Origin of the sequence: Natronosalvus vescus (assembly GCF_023973145.1) — an archaeon.
Taxonomy (GTDB): Archaea; Halobacteriota; Halobacteria; order Halobacteriales; family Natrialbaceae; genus Natronosalvus; species Natronosalvus vescus.
Genome location: NZ_CP099546.1, coordinates 3,685,787 through 3,700,097, shown reverse-complemented (window position 1 = coordinate 3,700,097; position 14,311 = coordinate 3,685,787). Strand labels below are relative to the sequence as shown.

Annotated in this window: 16 protein-coding genes and 1 tRNA gene; 12 read left to right on the top strand and 5 right to left on the bottom strand. The window is 60.3% G+C overall.

Annotated elements, in window-relative coordinates; translation table 11 throughout:
• Window positions 1–259: 259 nt before the first annotated feature.
• The 9 genes from NGM68_RS17485 (at window position 260) to asd (ending at window position 8,203) form a co-directional block, all read left to right on the top strand.
• A complete protein-coding gene (locus tag NGM68_RS17485) occupies window positions 260–550 on the top strand; it encodes a 50S ribosomal protein L21e (RefSeq protein ID WP_252699497.1) in 291 nt (96 codons plus the stop codon).
• 2 nt (window positions 551–552) lie between these two features.
• Window positions 553–909: an RNA polymerase Rpb4 family protein gene (locus tag NGM68_RS17480; protein WP_252699496.1), complete on the top strand. Its 357-nt coding sequence runs from the start codon at window positions 553–555 to the stop codon at window positions 907–909.
• A 165-nt stretch (window positions 910–1,074) separates the two neighbouring features.
• Window positions 1,075–1,653, top strand: a complete 579-nt coding sequence (locus NGM68_RS17475) for a DUF655 domain-containing protein (RefSeq protein ID WP_252699495.1) — start codon at window positions 1,075–1,077, stop codon at window positions 1,651–1,653.
• Window positions 1,654–1,745: 92 nt separating this feature from the next.
• Window positions 1,746–2,606: a 16S ribosomal RNA methyltransferase A gene (locus tag NGM68_RS17470; protein ID WP_252699494.1), complete on the top strand. Its 861-nt coding sequence runs from the start codon at window positions 1,746–1,748 to the stop codon at window positions 2,604–2,606.
• 95 nt (window positions 2,607–2,701) lie between these two features.
• A complete protein-coding gene (locus NGM68_RS17465; RefSeq protein WP_252699493.1) occupies window positions 2,702–3,913 on the top strand; it encodes a mechanosensitive ion channel family protein in 1,212 nt (403 codons plus the stop codon).
• The gene (locus NGM68_RS17460) at window positions 3,913–4,485 is read left to right on the top strand and encodes a HemK2/MTQ2 family protein methyltransferase (RefSeq protein WP_252699492.1); all 573 of its coding nucleotides are present in this window, start codon (window positions 3,913–3,915) and stop codon (window positions 4,483–4,485) included. The genes NGM68_RS17465 and NGM68_RS17460 overlap by 1 nt, the downstream gene beginning before the upstream one ends.
• A gap of 224 nt (window positions 4,486–4,709) precedes the next feature.
• Window positions 4,710–5,711, top strand: a complete 1,002-nt coding sequence (locus NGM68_RS17455; protein ID WP_252699491.1) for a 5-methyltetrahydropteroyltriglutamate--homocysteine methyltransferase — start codon at window positions 4,710–4,712, stop codon at window positions 5,709–5,711.
• Complete coding sequence (locus NGM68_RS17450; RefSeq protein ID WP_252699490.1) at window positions 5,708–6,793, top strand: methionine synthase; 1,086 nt, start codon at window positions 5,708–5,710, stop codon at window positions 6,791–6,793. The genes NGM68_RS17455 and NGM68_RS17450 overlap by 4 nt, the downstream gene beginning before the upstream one ends.
• A gap of 369 nt (window positions 6,794–7,162) precedes the next feature.
• Complete coding sequence (asd, locus tag NGM68_RS17445; protein ID WP_252699489.1) at window positions 7,163–8,203, top strand: aspartate-semialdehyde dehydrogenase; 1,041 nt, start codon at window positions 7,163–7,165, stop codon at window positions 8,201–8,203.
• A gap of 107 nt (window positions 8,204–8,310) precedes the next feature.
• Here asd and NGM68_RS17440 read toward each other — a convergent pair whose 3' ends face one another.
• Window positions 8,311–9,048, bottom strand: coding sequence for a fumarylacetoacetate hydrolase family protein (locus NGM68_RS17440; protein ID WP_252699488.1), 738 nt, complete (start codon window positions 9,046–9,048; stop codon window positions 8,311–8,313).
• Between the two features lie 165 nt (window positions 9,049–9,213).
• On the opposite strand from NGM68_RS17440, the gene NGM68_RS17435 reads away from it, so the two are divergent.
• Window positions 9,214–9,288 (top strand) — tRNA-Glu (locus NGM68_RS17435).
• 114 nt (window positions 9,289–9,402) lie between these two features.
• Here the strand turns inward: NGM68_RS17435 and NGM68_RS17430 are convergent.
• Window positions 9,403–9,978, bottom strand: a complete 576-nt coding sequence (locus NGM68_RS17430; protein ID WP_252699487.1) for a DUF6789 family protein — start codon at window positions 9,976–9,978, stop codon at window positions 9,403–9,405.
• A 411-nt stretch (window positions 9,979–10,389) separates the two neighbouring features.
• On the opposite strand from NGM68_RS17430, the gene NGM68_RS17425 reads away from it, so the two are divergent.
• Window positions 10,390–11,556, top strand: coding sequence for a sensor histidine kinase (locus tag NGM68_RS17425; protein WP_252699486.1), 1,167 nt, complete (start codon window positions 10,390–10,392; stop codon window positions 11,554–11,556).
• Window positions 11,553–12,005, top strand: coding sequence for a response regulator (locus tag NGM68_RS17420; protein ID WP_252699485.1), 453 nt, complete (start codon window positions 11,553–11,555; stop codon window positions 12,003–12,005). Before NGM68_RS17425 ends, NGM68_RS17420 begins: the two co-directional genes overlap by 4 nt.
• A gap of 157 nt (window positions 12,006–12,162) precedes the next feature.
• On the opposite strand, the gene NGM68_RS17415 is transcribed toward NGM68_RS17420, so the two are convergent.
• The 3 genes from NGM68_RS17415 to NGM68_RS17405 form a co-directional block, all read right to left on the bottom strand.
• Window positions 12,163–12,531, bottom strand: coding sequence for a DUF7344 domain-containing protein (locus tag NGM68_RS17415; protein ID WP_252699484.1), 369 nt, complete (start codon window positions 12,529–12,531; stop codon window positions 12,163–12,165).
• Window positions 12,532–12,761: 230 nt separating this feature from the next.
• Window positions 12,762–13,280 (bottom strand): DUF7122 family protein, encoded by a 519-nt coding sequence (locus NGM68_RS17410; protein WP_252699483.1) that lies wholly within the window; start codon window positions 13,278–13,280, stop codon window positions 12,762–12,764.
• Window positions 13,280–14,188, bottom strand: a complete 909-nt coding sequence (locus NGM68_RS17405; protein ID WP_252699482.1) for an RsmB/NOP family class I SAM-dependent RNA methyltransferase — start codon at window positions 14,186–14,188, stop codon at window positions 13,280–13,282. The genes NGM68_RS17410 and NGM68_RS17405 overlap by 1 nt, the downstream gene beginning before the upstream one ends.
• Window positions 14,189–14,311: the final 123 nt, after the last annotated feature.

Here is a 14,311-nt window from a genome sequence, read left to right as displayed (position 1 = left end):
TCTCGAGGCGGTGTTCTCTCATGGAGACGTCGTACCAATGCACCCTCATCGGGAACGTTGTGCCAATGTACCGTCGTTTGACTAGTACCGTCGTTTGACTACCCCGCAGTCGGCGATCGCCGGTACGTGACTGAGGCGATCCCATCATGAAATCCGCGCGGCACGCACGTGAAGGAACGTCGCAAGTCCATACCGTGCCTTGTCACGAGTCCATAACGTGCGTTTTATAACCGTCACCGATCAAGAGCGTCGTACGACTATGCCGAACTCGAATGGACCTCGACAGGGAACCCGGCGGAAACTCGCGAACAAACCACGAGAGCGCGGAACCTCTCCACCACAGCGGGCGATTCAGGAGTACGACGTGGGCCAGAAAGTCCACCTCAAAATCGACCCAAGTGTGCCGAAAGGACGCTTCCACCCGCGCTTTGACGGCCACACCGGTGAAGTGGTTGGCAAGCAGGGAACCGCGTTCAAAGTCCAGATCACTGACGGGCGAGTCGAGAAGACGCTCATCGCCACCGCCGCACACCTCCGCGCTCAGAAATAGCGATGACTATCTTCAAAGAGATCGTTGACGAGGAGTATCTGACGGTCTCGGAGACGAAGGACTTGCTCGCCGACATCGAGGCCGAACGAGCGCTTGATGAAGACCGCGAGCTCCGGTACGAACTCGCTCGTGCAATCGAGCACGTCAACCGCTTTGCTATCCTCGATACCGACGACGCACAGGCCCTCGTCGACGACCTGCAGGAACTCGAGAAGATCGACGAACCGACGGCGTACAAGATCGCAAACCTCCTGCCCCGCGACCGCCAGGAGCTCCGGACGGTGTTCGCCCAGCAGCGATACTCGCTTTCTGGTGAGGAACTCGACGAAATCCTCGACGTCATCGCTCAGTACGTCTGAACGGGATCGTTGTAGTCACGTACCGCCGAACGCCTGCCGTCGATTCGGCGGTCGACGGTTCAATGGTACAACGTTCCCTCTGAGAATCGCCCCATCGAGGTCGCAACCGTTTCTACTGGTCGTTGAGCCAACTCTTTAAGTATGCCGTCGCCGTATCAAGACCCAATGAGCGAAGTCGATAGCGATGAGAGTGATGTCCGTCGGGCAGTGGTACTCGACTATCTCGCCCACGGACTCTCGGATGGACGTCGCCGCTACCAGCAGTCACCTGCCGGATACGCCCTCGGGGTAGACGACTTTACGTTGTACGAGGTCGCATTCGACGAGACGGCACGGATCACGATCGGAACACGAGTCGTGGTCGAACCCCAGGAAGAGCGGGACGTCGTCGAGGATTGTCGACCCGTCGAGTACGAGCGGCTCTCCTCGGGAGCCCAGTCGGAGCTCGAGTACGTCATCCACGATCTCATCGAAGAGGACGAGGAGCGATTTGTCGATTTCTACAACGAAGCACAGCCGATCACGCTCCGACTTCACCAGCTCAACCTCTTACCGGGGATCGGGAAAAAACTGCGCAACACCGTCCTCGACGAGCGCAAGCGCAAACCGTTCGAAAGTTTCAAGGAACTCGAAGAGCGCGTCTCTGGCTTACACGATCCCGGTGACGTGCTGGCGAACCGAATCCTCGAGGAACTTCGGGACGAAGATCTCAAGTACCGAACCTTCGTCGGTCGAGAGCAATGAGCTGGAGCCGACGAGTCACCTGTTGACCGACCATCGGAGATCCCTTCTCGAGACGGTGCGTTTACGGCGCTCTGTCACCTACCCCCGGGAAAATGAGAGATCCAGACGGATTGATCGCCCGGGCGGGGGTTCGTGGGAATCCGGATCGCGATCAACACTTTCTCGTCGACGACCGCGTCCTTGATCGGTTACCGACGTATCTCGAGGGTGTTTCGCTCGAGGGCGATGACGGCTCCATAACCGACCACATTCTCGAGATCGGCGGGGGAACGGGTGCGCTGACCGATCGGCTCCTCGCCGTCGCAGATGACGTGACCGTTGTCGAACGAGATCGTCAGCTCGCCGACTTTCTCACCGAAGAATTCGCCAAAGAGATCGCCGATGATCGGCTGACCGTCATCTCTGGGGACGCCCTCGAGGTATCACTCCCGCCGTTTACCGCCTGCGTGTCGAACCTTCCGTACGGCGTCTCGAGTGAGATCACGTTCCGGTTGCTCCCCGAGGGCCGACCCCTGATTTTGATGTTTCAGAAGGAGTTCGCCGAGCGCATGGTGGCCGAACCGGGGACGCCCGAGTACGGTCGGTTATCGGTCTCGACACAGCATTTCGCGGCAGCCGAACTCGTCGAGACCGTTCCGAAAGAGGCGTTCTCGCCGCCACCACAGGTCGAGAGCGCAGTCGTACGGCTGGTTCCGCGAGTCCCGGACTACGCGGTCGACGACGAGGAGTTCTTCCTCCGGTTCGTCAAGGCGGTGTTCACCCAGCGCCGGAAGACGATGCGAAACGCGATTCGTAACACGGCACACATCTCGGGGCTCGACGATCCGGATGCAGTCGTCGACGCTGCCAGCGAGGAGTTGCTCCAGAAACGTGCCGGTGCTGTGACGCCTGCGGAGTTCGCCGCGCTGGCGACCCTCGCCGACGACGTCGGCCGCCACACAGAGGAGGGGTGAACGTGCGGGTAACTGACCAATCAACTGTGTCCTCGAGCAGCCTTCCCGTCGACTCGCCACCACCATCGAAACCCACAGCGGGTGAGGGATAACCGATGTACGAACTGCTCACCAGCCTCGAGTGGCTCGCAGAGGAATTCCCAACCCAGAATCAGAAGATCGCTGTGACGGTCGCAGCGTCGGGACTGTTGTTGCTCGTATTGGTCTCTTACCGTCGCCTCCAGTCCTGGTTGTCGAGCCGAATCCAGGCGTTGTACGCGGACATCGTCACGACCATCGTCCTCCTGGGAACCAGCGTACTCACGCTGTTGGTGACCATCGGCGTCTGGGGCGCCACCGACGACATCTCGGATCTCATGTCTGAGTTCGATATCGGTCAGGACGTCATCGCCCGGTTGGCGGTCTCGTTCATCCTCCTCGTCATGACCTACATCGTCTGGCGCTTCGCCAAGCGATTGGTGCACGACCTCGTCGCGTCCTCTCCGTCAGTGACCGACCACCAGGAGGAGGTCTCCCATCGCATTTTGCAGGTCACGATCTGGTCGCTTTCGTTCGTCGTTATTCTGAGTATCTGGATCGACGACCTCAGTGGACTCCTCGTCGGTGCCGGCTTCCTGGGCATCGTCGTCGGTATGGCCGCCAGACAGACCCTCGGCTCCCTCCTCGCTGGGTTCGTCCTGATGTTCTCCCGATCGTTCGAGATCGGCCACTGGGTCGAACTCGACGGTCGTGAGGGTACCGTCACCGATATCTCGATCTTCAACACCCAGATTCGGTCGTTCGACGGCGAGTACATCATCGTCCCGAACGACGTCGTCACCGCGAGCATCGTCACGAACCGATCGAAGACGGGACGACTCCGTTTAGAGGTCGAGGTCGGTGTCGATTACGACGTAGACATCGACCAGGCGGCCACGCTGGCCCGGGACGCTCTCGAATCCGTCGAGGATGCGATGGAGGTACCGGAGCCACAGGTGATCACCAAGGATTTCGGTGATTCAGCAGTGATCCTGGGCGTGCGGTTCTGGATCGAGAAACCGAGCGCTCGCCGACGATCGATCGCCCGAACGAACGCGATCAGTGCGATCAAATCCCAGTTCGCCGACGCCGATGTCAAGATTCCATATCCACAGCGCGAACTGTCTGGACGCGAGGAAACGAGTGGATTTCGTGTTGCCGACGACCGATCGGCATCGGCTGAGGGAGAGCGTTCGAATGGGTCGACGGGGAAACCCGCTGATGTCGACGAACCTGGGGCCGACGAGCAGGCGGCGGCAACCGAGACCAACTCGGCGGAGGACGACTGATGGATCTCGCCGAACGCCGCGGCCTCGAGACCGACGTCTACCAGCCTGCGGAGGACTCGCGATTGCTCGCTGACGCTGCCACCGACCGTCTCGAGGGCGGCGACTTGATCCTCGAGGTCGGGACGGGTTCCGGATACGTCGCCGAGCAGATTGCCACCAACACGGACGCGCGTGTCGTTGCAGCCGATCTCAACCCACACGCCGTCTCGCAGGCTCGCGACCGTGGACTCGAGGCGGTGCGAGCAGATCTCGTGGCACCGTTTGTCGACGGGGCGTTCGATGCAGTCGTGTTCAACCCGCCGTATCTCCCGACGGAGCCGGATCACGAGTGGGACGACTGGATGGAGCGCGCCCTCTCGGGCGGCGAAGACGGTCGGGCAGTGATCGATCCGTTCCTCGAGCAGGTTCCCCGGGTGCTGGCCTCCGACGGCGTCGTTCTGTTACTGGTGAGCAGCCTCACCGGGGTCGAGGCAGTGGTCGAGCGCGCAGGCGAGTGTGGGTTCAGTGCGGTCGCCGTCGCCGACGAATCGTTCCCCTACGAGACGCTAACGGTGCTCGAGATGTGGCTGTAACCGGTCGCATCAGTTTTTAAGGGAATTCCCGCCCGCGCACTACACGACGAACTGTCCGGAGCTTGTCCATCCAACGTAATTCTTGGGTATGAGTCCCCACACGCTGTGGATTGTGGGTGTATCGACGACTCGAGTATGGTACCATCGAGCACAGATAAATTACTGGTGAGCATTTATCGATATGGAAAATATTAAGCAGCAGCATAGCCTATCCACGGTCACGCATGACTGACTACGTATCGACCACACCGGGACTGTTCCCGCTCCCGGACTGGTCGAAAGACGAACTTTCGGATCTCAAAGGCCATCAGAAACACGACCTCATCAGCGGGGATGAGAGGGCGGAGATCACCTCCGTCTACGAGAAATCGCGTGCGGCGGTCGTCGATCTCCAGGTCGAGGCCGGCCTCGACCTGGTCACCGAGGGGCAGCTTCGATGGGACGATATGCTCGCCCATCCGCTGGCGGTACACGACGCCGTCGACACCCAGGGGATCGTCCGCTACTACGACAACAACAACTTCTATCGAGACCCCGTCGTCACCGACGACCTCGATTTCTCGGGAGACGTCGCCTCGGAACTCGAGGCCGCGGCCGAGTTGACCGACAATCCGCTCCAGGCCGTTTTACCGGGCCCGTACTCGCTGGCTGACCTCGCTTCCGACGAGCACTATGGCGACGAGGAGACGTTCCTCGCCGCCGTCGCTGAGTTCCTGGCCGGCGAAGTCGAGGCGTTCCCCGACCACGAGACGCTCTTTTTGCTCGAGCCCTCGCTCGTCGAGAACGCGCCGGGTGACGGTCTCGACGAACGTGCGAGCGATGCGATCGACGTCGTGTCAGGGGCGACCGACGCGAACGTCATCGTCCAGCCGTTCTACGGCGCGCTCGAGGAGAAGGTATACGCCCACCTGCTCGACGCCGACATCGACGCCGTCGGCTTCGACTTCGTCACCGAACAAGAGCAGAACCTGTACACCCTTCAGGAGTACGGCGCACCGGACGACATCGCGCTGGGGCTGGTAGACGGACAGAACACGCTGGTCGAAGATCCCGAAGCAATCCGCGACCGCGCCGAGTGGGTGTTCGACCAGCTTCCGGTAACGGACTTCGAGACGGCGTATCTGACGACCAATACCGAAACGTTCTACCTGCCCTACGCCAAGTTCGAGGCCAAACTCGAGGCCCTTGCGGAGGCTGCGGCACTGGCGGAGGTGACCCACGCATGAGTCCAAACCCCCCACGCAACGAGAACCGCGATCAATTCCGCCCAGCCGACCACGAGCACGACCACTTCCTGTTGACGACCGTCGTCGGCAGTTATCCCAAGCCGAAGTGGCTCAACCGGGCCAAAGAGCTCTACCAGGATCCCGACCACAGCTTCGACGAGGACGACTACCAGGAGGCGCTCGACGACGCTTCCCGCCTCATCACGAACGAGCACGAGCGCGCGGGACTGGACGTCGTCGTCGACGGCGAGATGCGTCGCAACGAGATGGTGGAGTTCTTCGCCCACCGGATCGAGGGCTACGAGTTCAACGGCCCCGTGAAGGTCTGGGGACACAACTACTTCGACAAACCCTCCGTCGTGAGCGAGGTCGAGTACACCGATAGCTGGCTGGTCGACGAATACGAGTTCACCGCTGAAGCGACGAACCGTCCGATCAAGGTTCCCATCACCGGCCCGTACACCCTGGCCAACTGGTCGTTCAACGAGGCCTACGAGGACGAGGAAGCGCTGGCGTACGACCTCGCCGACCTCGTCAACGAAGAGGTCGAAAAGCTCGTCGAGGCCGGTGCTCGCTACATCCAGATCGACGAACCCGCCCTCGCGACGACGCCCGACGACCACGCCATCGTCGGCGAGTGTCTCGAGCGCATCGTCGCCGACATTCCCGACGAGGTACGCATCGGTCTCCACGTCTGTTACGGCGACTACTCCCGGATCTACCCCGAGATCCTCGAGTTCCCGGTCGACGAGTTCGACCTGGAGCTCGCCAACGGCGACTACGAACAGCTCGACGTGTTCAAAGACCCCTCGTTCACCAAGGATCTCGCCCTCGGTGTCACCGACGTCCACGTCGCCGACGTCGAATCGGTCGAGCAGATCGAACGCAACATCGAGAAGGGACTCGAGATCGTCCCGCCCGAACAGCTCGTCGTGTCGCCCGACTGTGGCGTGAAACTCCTCCCACGCGAGGTGGCCTACGGCAAGATGGCGAATATGGTCGAAGCGGCTCGTAACGTCGAGAAGCGTCTCGACGACGGTGAGATCGACGTTCGGTCGGCACCGACGCCGGCGGACGACTGATCTCGACGGACGACTGGCTTTTGAGGAACGCTATCGTCCTCAGTGGACAGAACACCGACTCATTCTGAAAGCACTCTTGCAGTCGTGTTTGCCACCCTCATATGGAGCGTTTCAGAATGGTTCGCAGAGGGGGTGATATACTATCAACCAAAATGTATTACACTCGATTATAGATTCTTCTTGTAATCGTATATATTGACTTTCAGTGCCTACTCAAGCACCCTGCGGGGCGGTCTTTTTGAATCAACTGGTTTTGGCGGGGTTCGACCGAACGAGCGAAGCGAGTGAGGAGAACCCCGCTAAAAACGGTTGGTTGCAAACCGTGACACCATCCAAACCGTTTTGCACGCCCGGTACTGAGGGGCGCCAATGGCAGTACGAGTAGGCATTCTCGGCGCAACTGGCGCCGTCGGACAACGACTGATTCAACTTCTCGACCCCCACCCGGACTTCGAGATCGCCGCCCTCACCGCGAGCGACTCGAGCGCGGGCAAATCGTACCGCGAGGCGGCAAAGTGGCGCGTCGACACGCCCATCCCTGCGGACGTGGCCGACATGACGGTGGGTGCGACCGACCCCGACGACGTTCCAGGCGACGTCGATCTCCTCTTCTCGTCGCTTCCCTCGAGCGTCGGTGCCGCCGTCGAACCCGCTTTCTGTGAGGCCGGTTACGTCGTCTCCTCGAACTCCTCGAACGCGCGGATGGCCGACGACGTCCCGCTCGTCATCCCGGAGGTCAACGCCGACCACCTCGACCTGCTCGAGGTACAGCGCGACGACCGCGGCTGGGACGGCGCGCTCGTGAAGAACCCGAACTGCTCGACGATCACGTTCGTGCCGACGCTCGCGGCTCTCGAGCAGTTCGGTCTCGAACGCGTCCACGTCGCGACCCTCCAGGCGGTCTCCGGGGCCGGCTACGACGGCGTCACGTCGATGGAGATCATCGACAACGCGATTCCCCACATCGGGAGCGAAGAAGAAAAACTCGAGACCGAATCGAAGAAGCTTCTCGGTGACTTCGACGGGGCCGAACTCGCCCAGCACGACGTGAGCGTCAGCGCCTCCTGTAACCGCATTCCGACGCTCGATGGCCACCTCGAGAACGTCTGGCTCGAGACCGCGGAAACGCTCAGTCCTGTCGATGCTGCCGACGCGCTCTCGTCGTACTCCTTCGACGACGTCGATCTTCGATCGTCGCCCGACCCGCTTATCCACGTCTTCGAGGATCTCGAGCGACCGCAACCCCGCCTCGATCGGACGCTCGGCGACGGGATGGCCATCTCCGTCGGCGGCCTCCAGGAGTCGACGTTCGGCCTCCAGTATAACTGCCTGGCGCACAACACCATCCGCGGGGCAGCCGGTGCGAGTGTGCTAAACGGCGAGTTGTTGCTCGAGAACGGCTACCTCTAATCGTTTTTCCAGTCAGTCCGGCGTGCTGGCGTTCGTACGGGCTGTTGTAACGGTGTGCGTACTGGTGAGTGTGACACAGGCGACCACATGAACGACGACAGGCCGACTCAGGGCATCCGAACCGAATGCTCGAGCGTGCCGACTCCCTCGACCTCGATTTCGACGTTATCGCCGTCCTCGAGCGGGCCGACGCCCTCCGGAGTCCCGGTCGCGATTACGTCGCCGGGCTCGAGGGTGAGGTAGGTCGTGATCTCCGCGATGAGTTCGGGGATGGAGAAGATGAGCTGTGAGCGCGAGCCATCCTGTTTCAGTTCGCCGTTGACGCGCGAGCGGACGAAGGCGTCGGTGGGAACGTCCCCGGGGGAGGCGAGCACCGGGCCAATTGGAGCGGCACCGTCGAACGCCTTTCCACGAACCCAGTTCTGTTCCTGGCGCTGGTCGTCCCGGTTCGAGAGGTCGTTCACGCAGGTAAAACCGGCGACGACGTTCATGGCATCAGCTTCCGATACGTGGCGACACTGCCTGCCGATGACGACGCCGAGTTCGGCCTCGTAGTCGATTCGAGCTTTCCCGGCCGGCACGCTGATGGTGTCGCCGTGGGCGGCAAGCGTGTTCGGTGGTTTGAGAAAGAGCAACGGGCGGTCGGGGACGTCCGAATCCATCTCCGCGGCGTGATCGGCGTAGTTCCGGCCGATACAGACTACCTTCGACGGTTCACATGGCGGCAAGATTTCGATGTCGTCGCTGTCGAAGGGATAGCTCTCGTTAGCGAAGTGGACGGTACCTCTTTCGAGGCGCCCAGTGCGTATTGCTCCGGCCGGATCGCGGAATCTGATGGACTTCATATCAACGTGCTCGTGGGCTGTGAGCAAAAACGTTGAGAAGACGGCGAGTGTCCCACTGTCGAGCGTTCGCAGTCTCGACCGACGGATCGGTACGGTACGAGCTATCACCCTCGTCGCGGAACGGAACGCTTTTTACTAGCCCCGGGAAAGCAACGGGTGCAGCTAGCTCCGTTGGTGTAGTCCGGCCAATCATTTCGGCCTTTCGAGCCGATGACCTGGGTTCAAATCCCAGACGGAGCACTTTTGTGGTAAACAACGTCGTGAACGACGGTTTTGGCTCAAACGTCGACTGTTACCGTCTCGAGAGTCCGGTACTCGAGCTTCGATCGGGCGACGAACCACTCTTCGTCCCCTTCAGTTTCCGTCGCCGTACTCGTACTCCGCTTCGGGGTCATCGACCCCTTCGGTACGCGACCCAACCCACGCACCGAGCGAGAGTCCATAAACCAGGTGCCCGGCGTGAAAGAGCGCGAGTTCGTCGGCATCGAGTTCGATACCGAGGAGCCGTTTGAGCATAATCTGCGAGCCGAACGCCGAGAGTGCCATTCCGTACACCGAACCCCAGACGAGACCGCGTTGTTCGGGTTCGATGGACCGTTCGGCGTCGTGGAGCGCGAACAGAGCGCCAAAGAGCGCCCCCGCCTGTATCCCGTATCCGAGGTGCAACGCGAGGCCGACGATGACGTGATCGTCCGGATCGTCGCCGGTGACGTACTGCGACCAGAAGTTTGCCGATGGAGGCAACGAACGCATGATCGGGAGGCGAAACGCGGTCATGATGAGCGTTGCGACGAACCCTGCCTGCATACCACGAGCCACTGCATCGACGACATCGGTACGACGTGCTGGGGCGGCCGAGTCCGTCGCCCGTTCGGTTGTATCCGGAGCAGTCCGCGAACGGAGCCGCCGAAGGTGATCGGGAAGAGTCATAGCGGAACTCACCATACGACGGAGACGGCCTTAACTGACCGGGGCGAGGAACGATCGATACCGACAGGCTCTCCGAGTCAATCGGTTCATAACTACACTCCACGAGGGTCACACGTCCGCTAAGAGACGGTGTGTCTATTTTGCTTGTGACGCCAACACGTCTCGAGCGGTATCGCTCGTAGTGCGTTCCCACGGGCGATTCGAGCGAGGGTGCAGATGACCATCTCGTATCACTGTACTGGTGGAGAGACACGACGGGTGCGATGGCTGTGAGACGTTGCCGAACGCTAACTGTCTCGGTTAGTGTATCAACACCGTTTCCAACCCGCAACGTAACGGAGATCAATTATCTCTTCTGGACAAGAAACGAGAACACAACTCTCATGGGAGTGACTCTCGTCCACGAATGTAGTGCCAGTCTGGAACCGCTTCATCGCTACCGTCGGCGGAAGACGCGTCATTGTACTCCTCGGAATGCTGTACATGGCGCTCGCTGTCGGTCGAATTCTCTTTCAGAGCGCCACTGGTGACCCAGCTGCGAGTATTCTTATCCTGGCGAGTCTGGTTGGTGGCCCCGGTTTTGTCCTGTTCTATTTCGGGTACCGGCTTCCCGAATCCGATATCGATCCTACGTTTTATTCGACCATCGCGGCCTGGTGTCTCGGCGGTTTTGCCGTAATGGCCGGAGTTCTCAGCCTGTACAGTCTGCAGCCTGGCGTCGTCGTCGACAGCACGGTGACGATCTCGATCTTGACTGCCCTCGCCAGCACTGCTGGTCTCGGCATCGGCATCTACGATGGTGAGGCAAAGACCCGGGCACTGGCTCTCGAACGGCAAAATCGAGCCCTCGAGGAAACCCAGGTGGAACTCGAACAGACCGTCGCCGAACTCGAGACGTCGAACGAACGGCTGGAGCAGTTCGCGTACGCAGCCTCACACGATTTACAGGAGCCGCTTCGGATGATCTCGAGCTATCTCAAGTTGCTGGAGCAACGATATAGCGAAGAACTCGACGAAGATGGCGAAGAGTTCCTCGAGTTTGCCATCGACGGTGCCGATCGGATGCGGTCGATGATCGATACCCTCCTGCAGTACTCCCGGGTACAGACACAGGGGAGTGAATTCGAACCTGTCGACCTGGAGATAGTTCTCGAGGCGGTACGAACGGATCTACAGGTGAAAATCGACGAATCGGAGGCCGAAATTACGACGTCGGCACTGCCGACAGTCACCGGCGATGAGCGCCAACTGCGACAGGTCTTTCAGAACCTCCTTTCGAACGCGATTGAATACAGCGGCAACGATCGTCCTCGCGTACACGTTTCAGCCGAGCAAAACGGGTCGGAATGGACGCTGTCCGTTCGTGATGAGGGGATCGGGATCGATTCGGAGAGTCAGGATCGGATCTTCAACGTGTTCGAGCGAGCAGCCCCCGCGGATGCCTCCTCGGGAACTGGAATCGGGTTAGCTCTCTGTGAACGGATCGTCGAACGCCACAACGGTGAGATATGGGTCGAGTCCGAGATGGGCGCCGGGTCGATATTTTCATTTACCTTGCCTACAGACACTAACCAATGAGTGTGGCCGACGATATCGACCCGATCAATATTCTCCTCGTCGAGGACAACCCTGGTGACGTTCGGCTCACACAAGAGGCGTTCAAGGACGGACGAATTAGCAATACACTCCACGTTACCAGAGATGGTGTCGAAGCACTCGATTTCTGTCATCAGCGTGGTGAATACGAAGATGCGCCTCGGCCAGATCTCGTTTTGCTCGACCTCAACTTACCCCGGAAAAACGGCGACGTCGTCCTCGACGAACTCAAATCGGATCCTGCCCTCAAGACGATTCCCGTGATCGTCCTCACCAGTTCTGAAAGTCACGAGGACATGATTCGATCGTACAAACTGCACGCGAACGCCTACCTGACGAAACCGGTCGACCCGAACGAGTTTATCGAGACGATTCAGACCCTCGAGCTGTTCTGGCTGTCGGTCGTTCGATTACCTGACGAGGTTAGCTGAGCGTCTCGAGCCCGACTTCGATCGAAAGTCGACTGTCGACGTTGTCGTCCGAAGTTCAGTAGCTGCGATTGCTCAATTGTAGCACCAACTGAAACGATGTGCACACTACTACTCGGTTTGCGATCGGGTGTCAGTGACGTGCAGTGGCTACTTTAGTTCACTGTCCCGGTACGAATCGGTGAAGAAGTGACGTGGTATCGGCATCTGCTGACGTCTGCATATAGTGGCTGAGTTCGTCGAACACATCCATGAGGGCGACCTCACCGCGTTCGGGGTTGTACTCGACGACGTCGTGATCCTCGAGCAACGGAATGTGGGTATGAACGAGTGCGACCGAGGCTCGACGGCGGGCGTCTTCTTCGTCGGTGGTGGGATTGTCTCGATGTTCCGCCGACGCGAGATGACGGCTAAGTTCGTCGACGGTCGCGGTTCGCCGTTCAGAGAGAAAAGTCAGCAAACGGCGACGCTGGGGATTCGAGAGCAGCTTGTGGACGGTTTCTTCAGGGAGCGAGTTTCTACGTGCCATCGGTACCTCAAGATCGGAACCGTATTGCCACAAGGGTTCCTCCAAAGTGCTTTGGATCAGGGGACTCGCTTAGTGATTGACTGTGTGTGCGTAAGCAGGGATTGCAAGCGATACAGTGGTTCGTTACCACGTCAGGGACGGTATTTGTCGATCGCACTCGACACGACTCGCCCGATCAGGTGGCGGTTTTTACGAGCCACTGGCCAGTACACACGAAGATCGATCCGTTCTCACATCGACCGCTGTCGTCCCTTCGGCACCATCGAGCGAAGCTCACCGTGGAGGTAGAGACCGACGCCGATCGGCTCGCGGTCGCCATCGATTTCGTGAGCCGCGATGAGATAGCCCCAGTCGCCGTCCCACTCGAGCGATTGATCCTCGCCAGCGGCAAATCGGGTTGCCTGCTCCCGGGACAGTTCGATCACACAGGCCGTTGCGTGCCGGCCAAAGCGCTGTACGACGTCTGTCGTCGGCTTCCAGTGTTCCTGTCGCGTTCGCAGGCAGGTCATCCCCAGCGCTTCGATCCGTGCCGGCGATGGGCTTTCGCCGCCGTAGACCCAGATCTTTCCAGCCCCCTTCTCCCAGAACGTGTACGGTTCGAACACGGCTGGTGAAATCCCAAACCGATCGTGGAAGTACGTAACTACTTCCTCGCGCGTTGCTCGTCCCTCGACGGCTCGGTCGTCGGCCGTTGCCGGCAACCGGTCGAATCGCTGACCGACGTTCTCCTCGAGGTCGTCGGCTCCCATCAGGCCGTCACCTCCAGTTTCGCGACGAAGAACCCGCCGGTGTCGTTGTGGTGCGGATAGATCCGGATCGCCTTCTCGAGGGTCGAATCGTACGTCTCGTCGTGCCACTCGGTGATACCGGGCGAGGATTCGAGCGGGAGGTCGATATCGACGACACGGCAGTCTTCGGTCTCGAGGGCGTGCTGGACGACGGCCTCGTTTTCCTCGGGAGCGAACGTACACGTAGAGTAGACGACGGTACCACCCGGGCGGGTGGCCTGGATCGCCCGGCGGAGAATCCCCTTCTGGATGCCGGCAACGGAGTGGACGTGGTCTTCGGTCCACTGCTCGAGCGTCGTGGGATTCTTTCGAATCGTCCCTTCACACGAACAGGGTGCATCGACGAGGGCGTGATCGAACGCCTCGAGTTCCAGGGGCTTGAGCGAGAAGTTCCGGGCGTCCTGGTTGGTGACGGCGAGTGCGGTGACGCCGAGTCGTTCGGCGTTGAACCGCAGGGCAGATAGTCGGCCGAGATTGCTATCGTTCGCGACGACGGTTCCCTGGTCGTCCATCAGCGCTGCTAACTGGGTGGCCTTCCCACCAGGTGCCGCACAGGCGTCGAACACGCACTCGCCCGGCTCGGGAGCCAGAACGACCGGTGGAACCGACGAGACCTCTTCCTGGGTGTGGATGAACCCGTGGAACGACGCCCACGTCGAGCCGGGAGCGTCCGTCTCGAGACGGAAGACACGGGGGTTCCAGTCAGCCTGTTCGTATTCGATATCGTCCTCGTCGAGCGTCGCCATCACCCGTTCGGGGGTCGCTTTGATCGAGTTCGCGCGCACGACGATTCCAAGCGGGCGCTCGCAGGCGGCGCGAAACGCATCGAAGTCGTCAATGATCGGTCGGTACCGCTCGAGTGGCTCCATTAGCGCGGCATTTGTAGCGGAGGCGTTTGTCGGTTTCGACCCGTCGGCTCGTTCACTGAACACTGAACGGGCGCCGAATCTGGATCCGGAGCCGGTTTTAAGTCACCGGGGAGAGTCACGTAA

What these genes read in the sequence shown, in the direction of transcription:
- NGM68_RS17485 (WP_252699497.1), top strand. Translation starts at nt 260, where the DNA reads ATGCCGAACTCGAATGGACCTCGACAGGGAACCCGGCGGAAACTCGCG.
- NGM68_RS17480 (WP_252699496.1), top strand. Translation starts at nt 553, where the DNA reads ATGACTATCTTCAAAGAGATCGTTGACGAGGAGTATCTGACGGTCTCG.
- NGM68_RS17475 (WP_252699495.1), top strand. Translation starts at nt 1,075, where the DNA reads ATGAGCGAAGTCGATAGCGATGAGAGTGATGTCCGTCGGGCAGTGGTA.
- NGM68_RS17470 (WP_252699494.1), top strand. Translation starts at nt 1,746, where the DNA reads ATGAGAGATCCAGACGGATTGATCGCCCGGGCGGGGGTTCGTGGGAAT.
- NGM68_RS17465 (WP_252699493.1), top strand. Translation starts at nt 2,702, where the DNA reads ATGTACGAACTGCTCACCAGCCTCGAGTGGCTCGCAGAGGAATTCCCA.
- NGM68_RS17460 (WP_252699492.1), top strand. Translation starts at nt 3,913, where the DNA reads ATGGATCTCGCCGAACGCCGCGGCCTCGAGACCGACGTCTACCAGCCT.
- NGM68_RS17455 (WP_252699491.1), top strand. Translation starts at nt 4,710, where the DNA reads ATGACTGACTACGTATCGACCACACCGGGACTGTTCCCGCTCCCGGAC.
- NGM68_RS17450 (WP_252699490.1), top strand. Translation starts at nt 5,708, where the DNA reads ATGAGTCCAAACCCCCCACGCAACGAGAACCGCGATCAATTCCGCCCA.
- asd (WP_252699489.1), top strand. Translation starts at nt 7,163, where the DNA reads ATGGCAGTACGAGTAGGCATTCTCGGCGCAACTGGCGCCGTCGGACAA.
- NGM68_RS17440 (WP_252699488.1), bottom strand. Translation starts at nt 9,048, where the DNA reads ATGAAGTCCATCAGATTCCGCGATCCGGCCGGAGCAATACGCACTGGG.
- NGM68_RS17430 (WP_252699487.1), bottom strand. Translation starts at nt 9,978, where the DNA reads ATGACTCTTCCCGATCACCTTCGGCGGCTCCGTTCGCGGACTGCTCCG.
- NGM68_RS17420 (WP_252699485.1), top strand. Translation starts at nt 11,553, where the DNA reads ATGAGTGTGGCCGACGATATCGACCCGATCAATATTCTCCTCGTCGAG.
- NGM68_RS17415 (WP_252699484.1), bottom strand. Translation starts at nt 12,531, where the DNA reads ATGGCACGTAGAAACTCGCTCCCTGAAGAAACCGTCCACAAGCTGCTC.
- NGM68_RS17410 (WP_252699483.1), bottom strand. Translation starts at nt 13,280, where the DNA reads ATGGGAGCCGACGACCTCGAGGAGAACGTCGGTCAGCGATTCGACCGG.
- NGM68_RS17405 (WP_252699482.1), bottom strand. Translation starts at nt 14,188, where the DNA reads ATGGAGCCACTCGAGCGGTACCGACCGATCATTGACGACTTCGATGCG.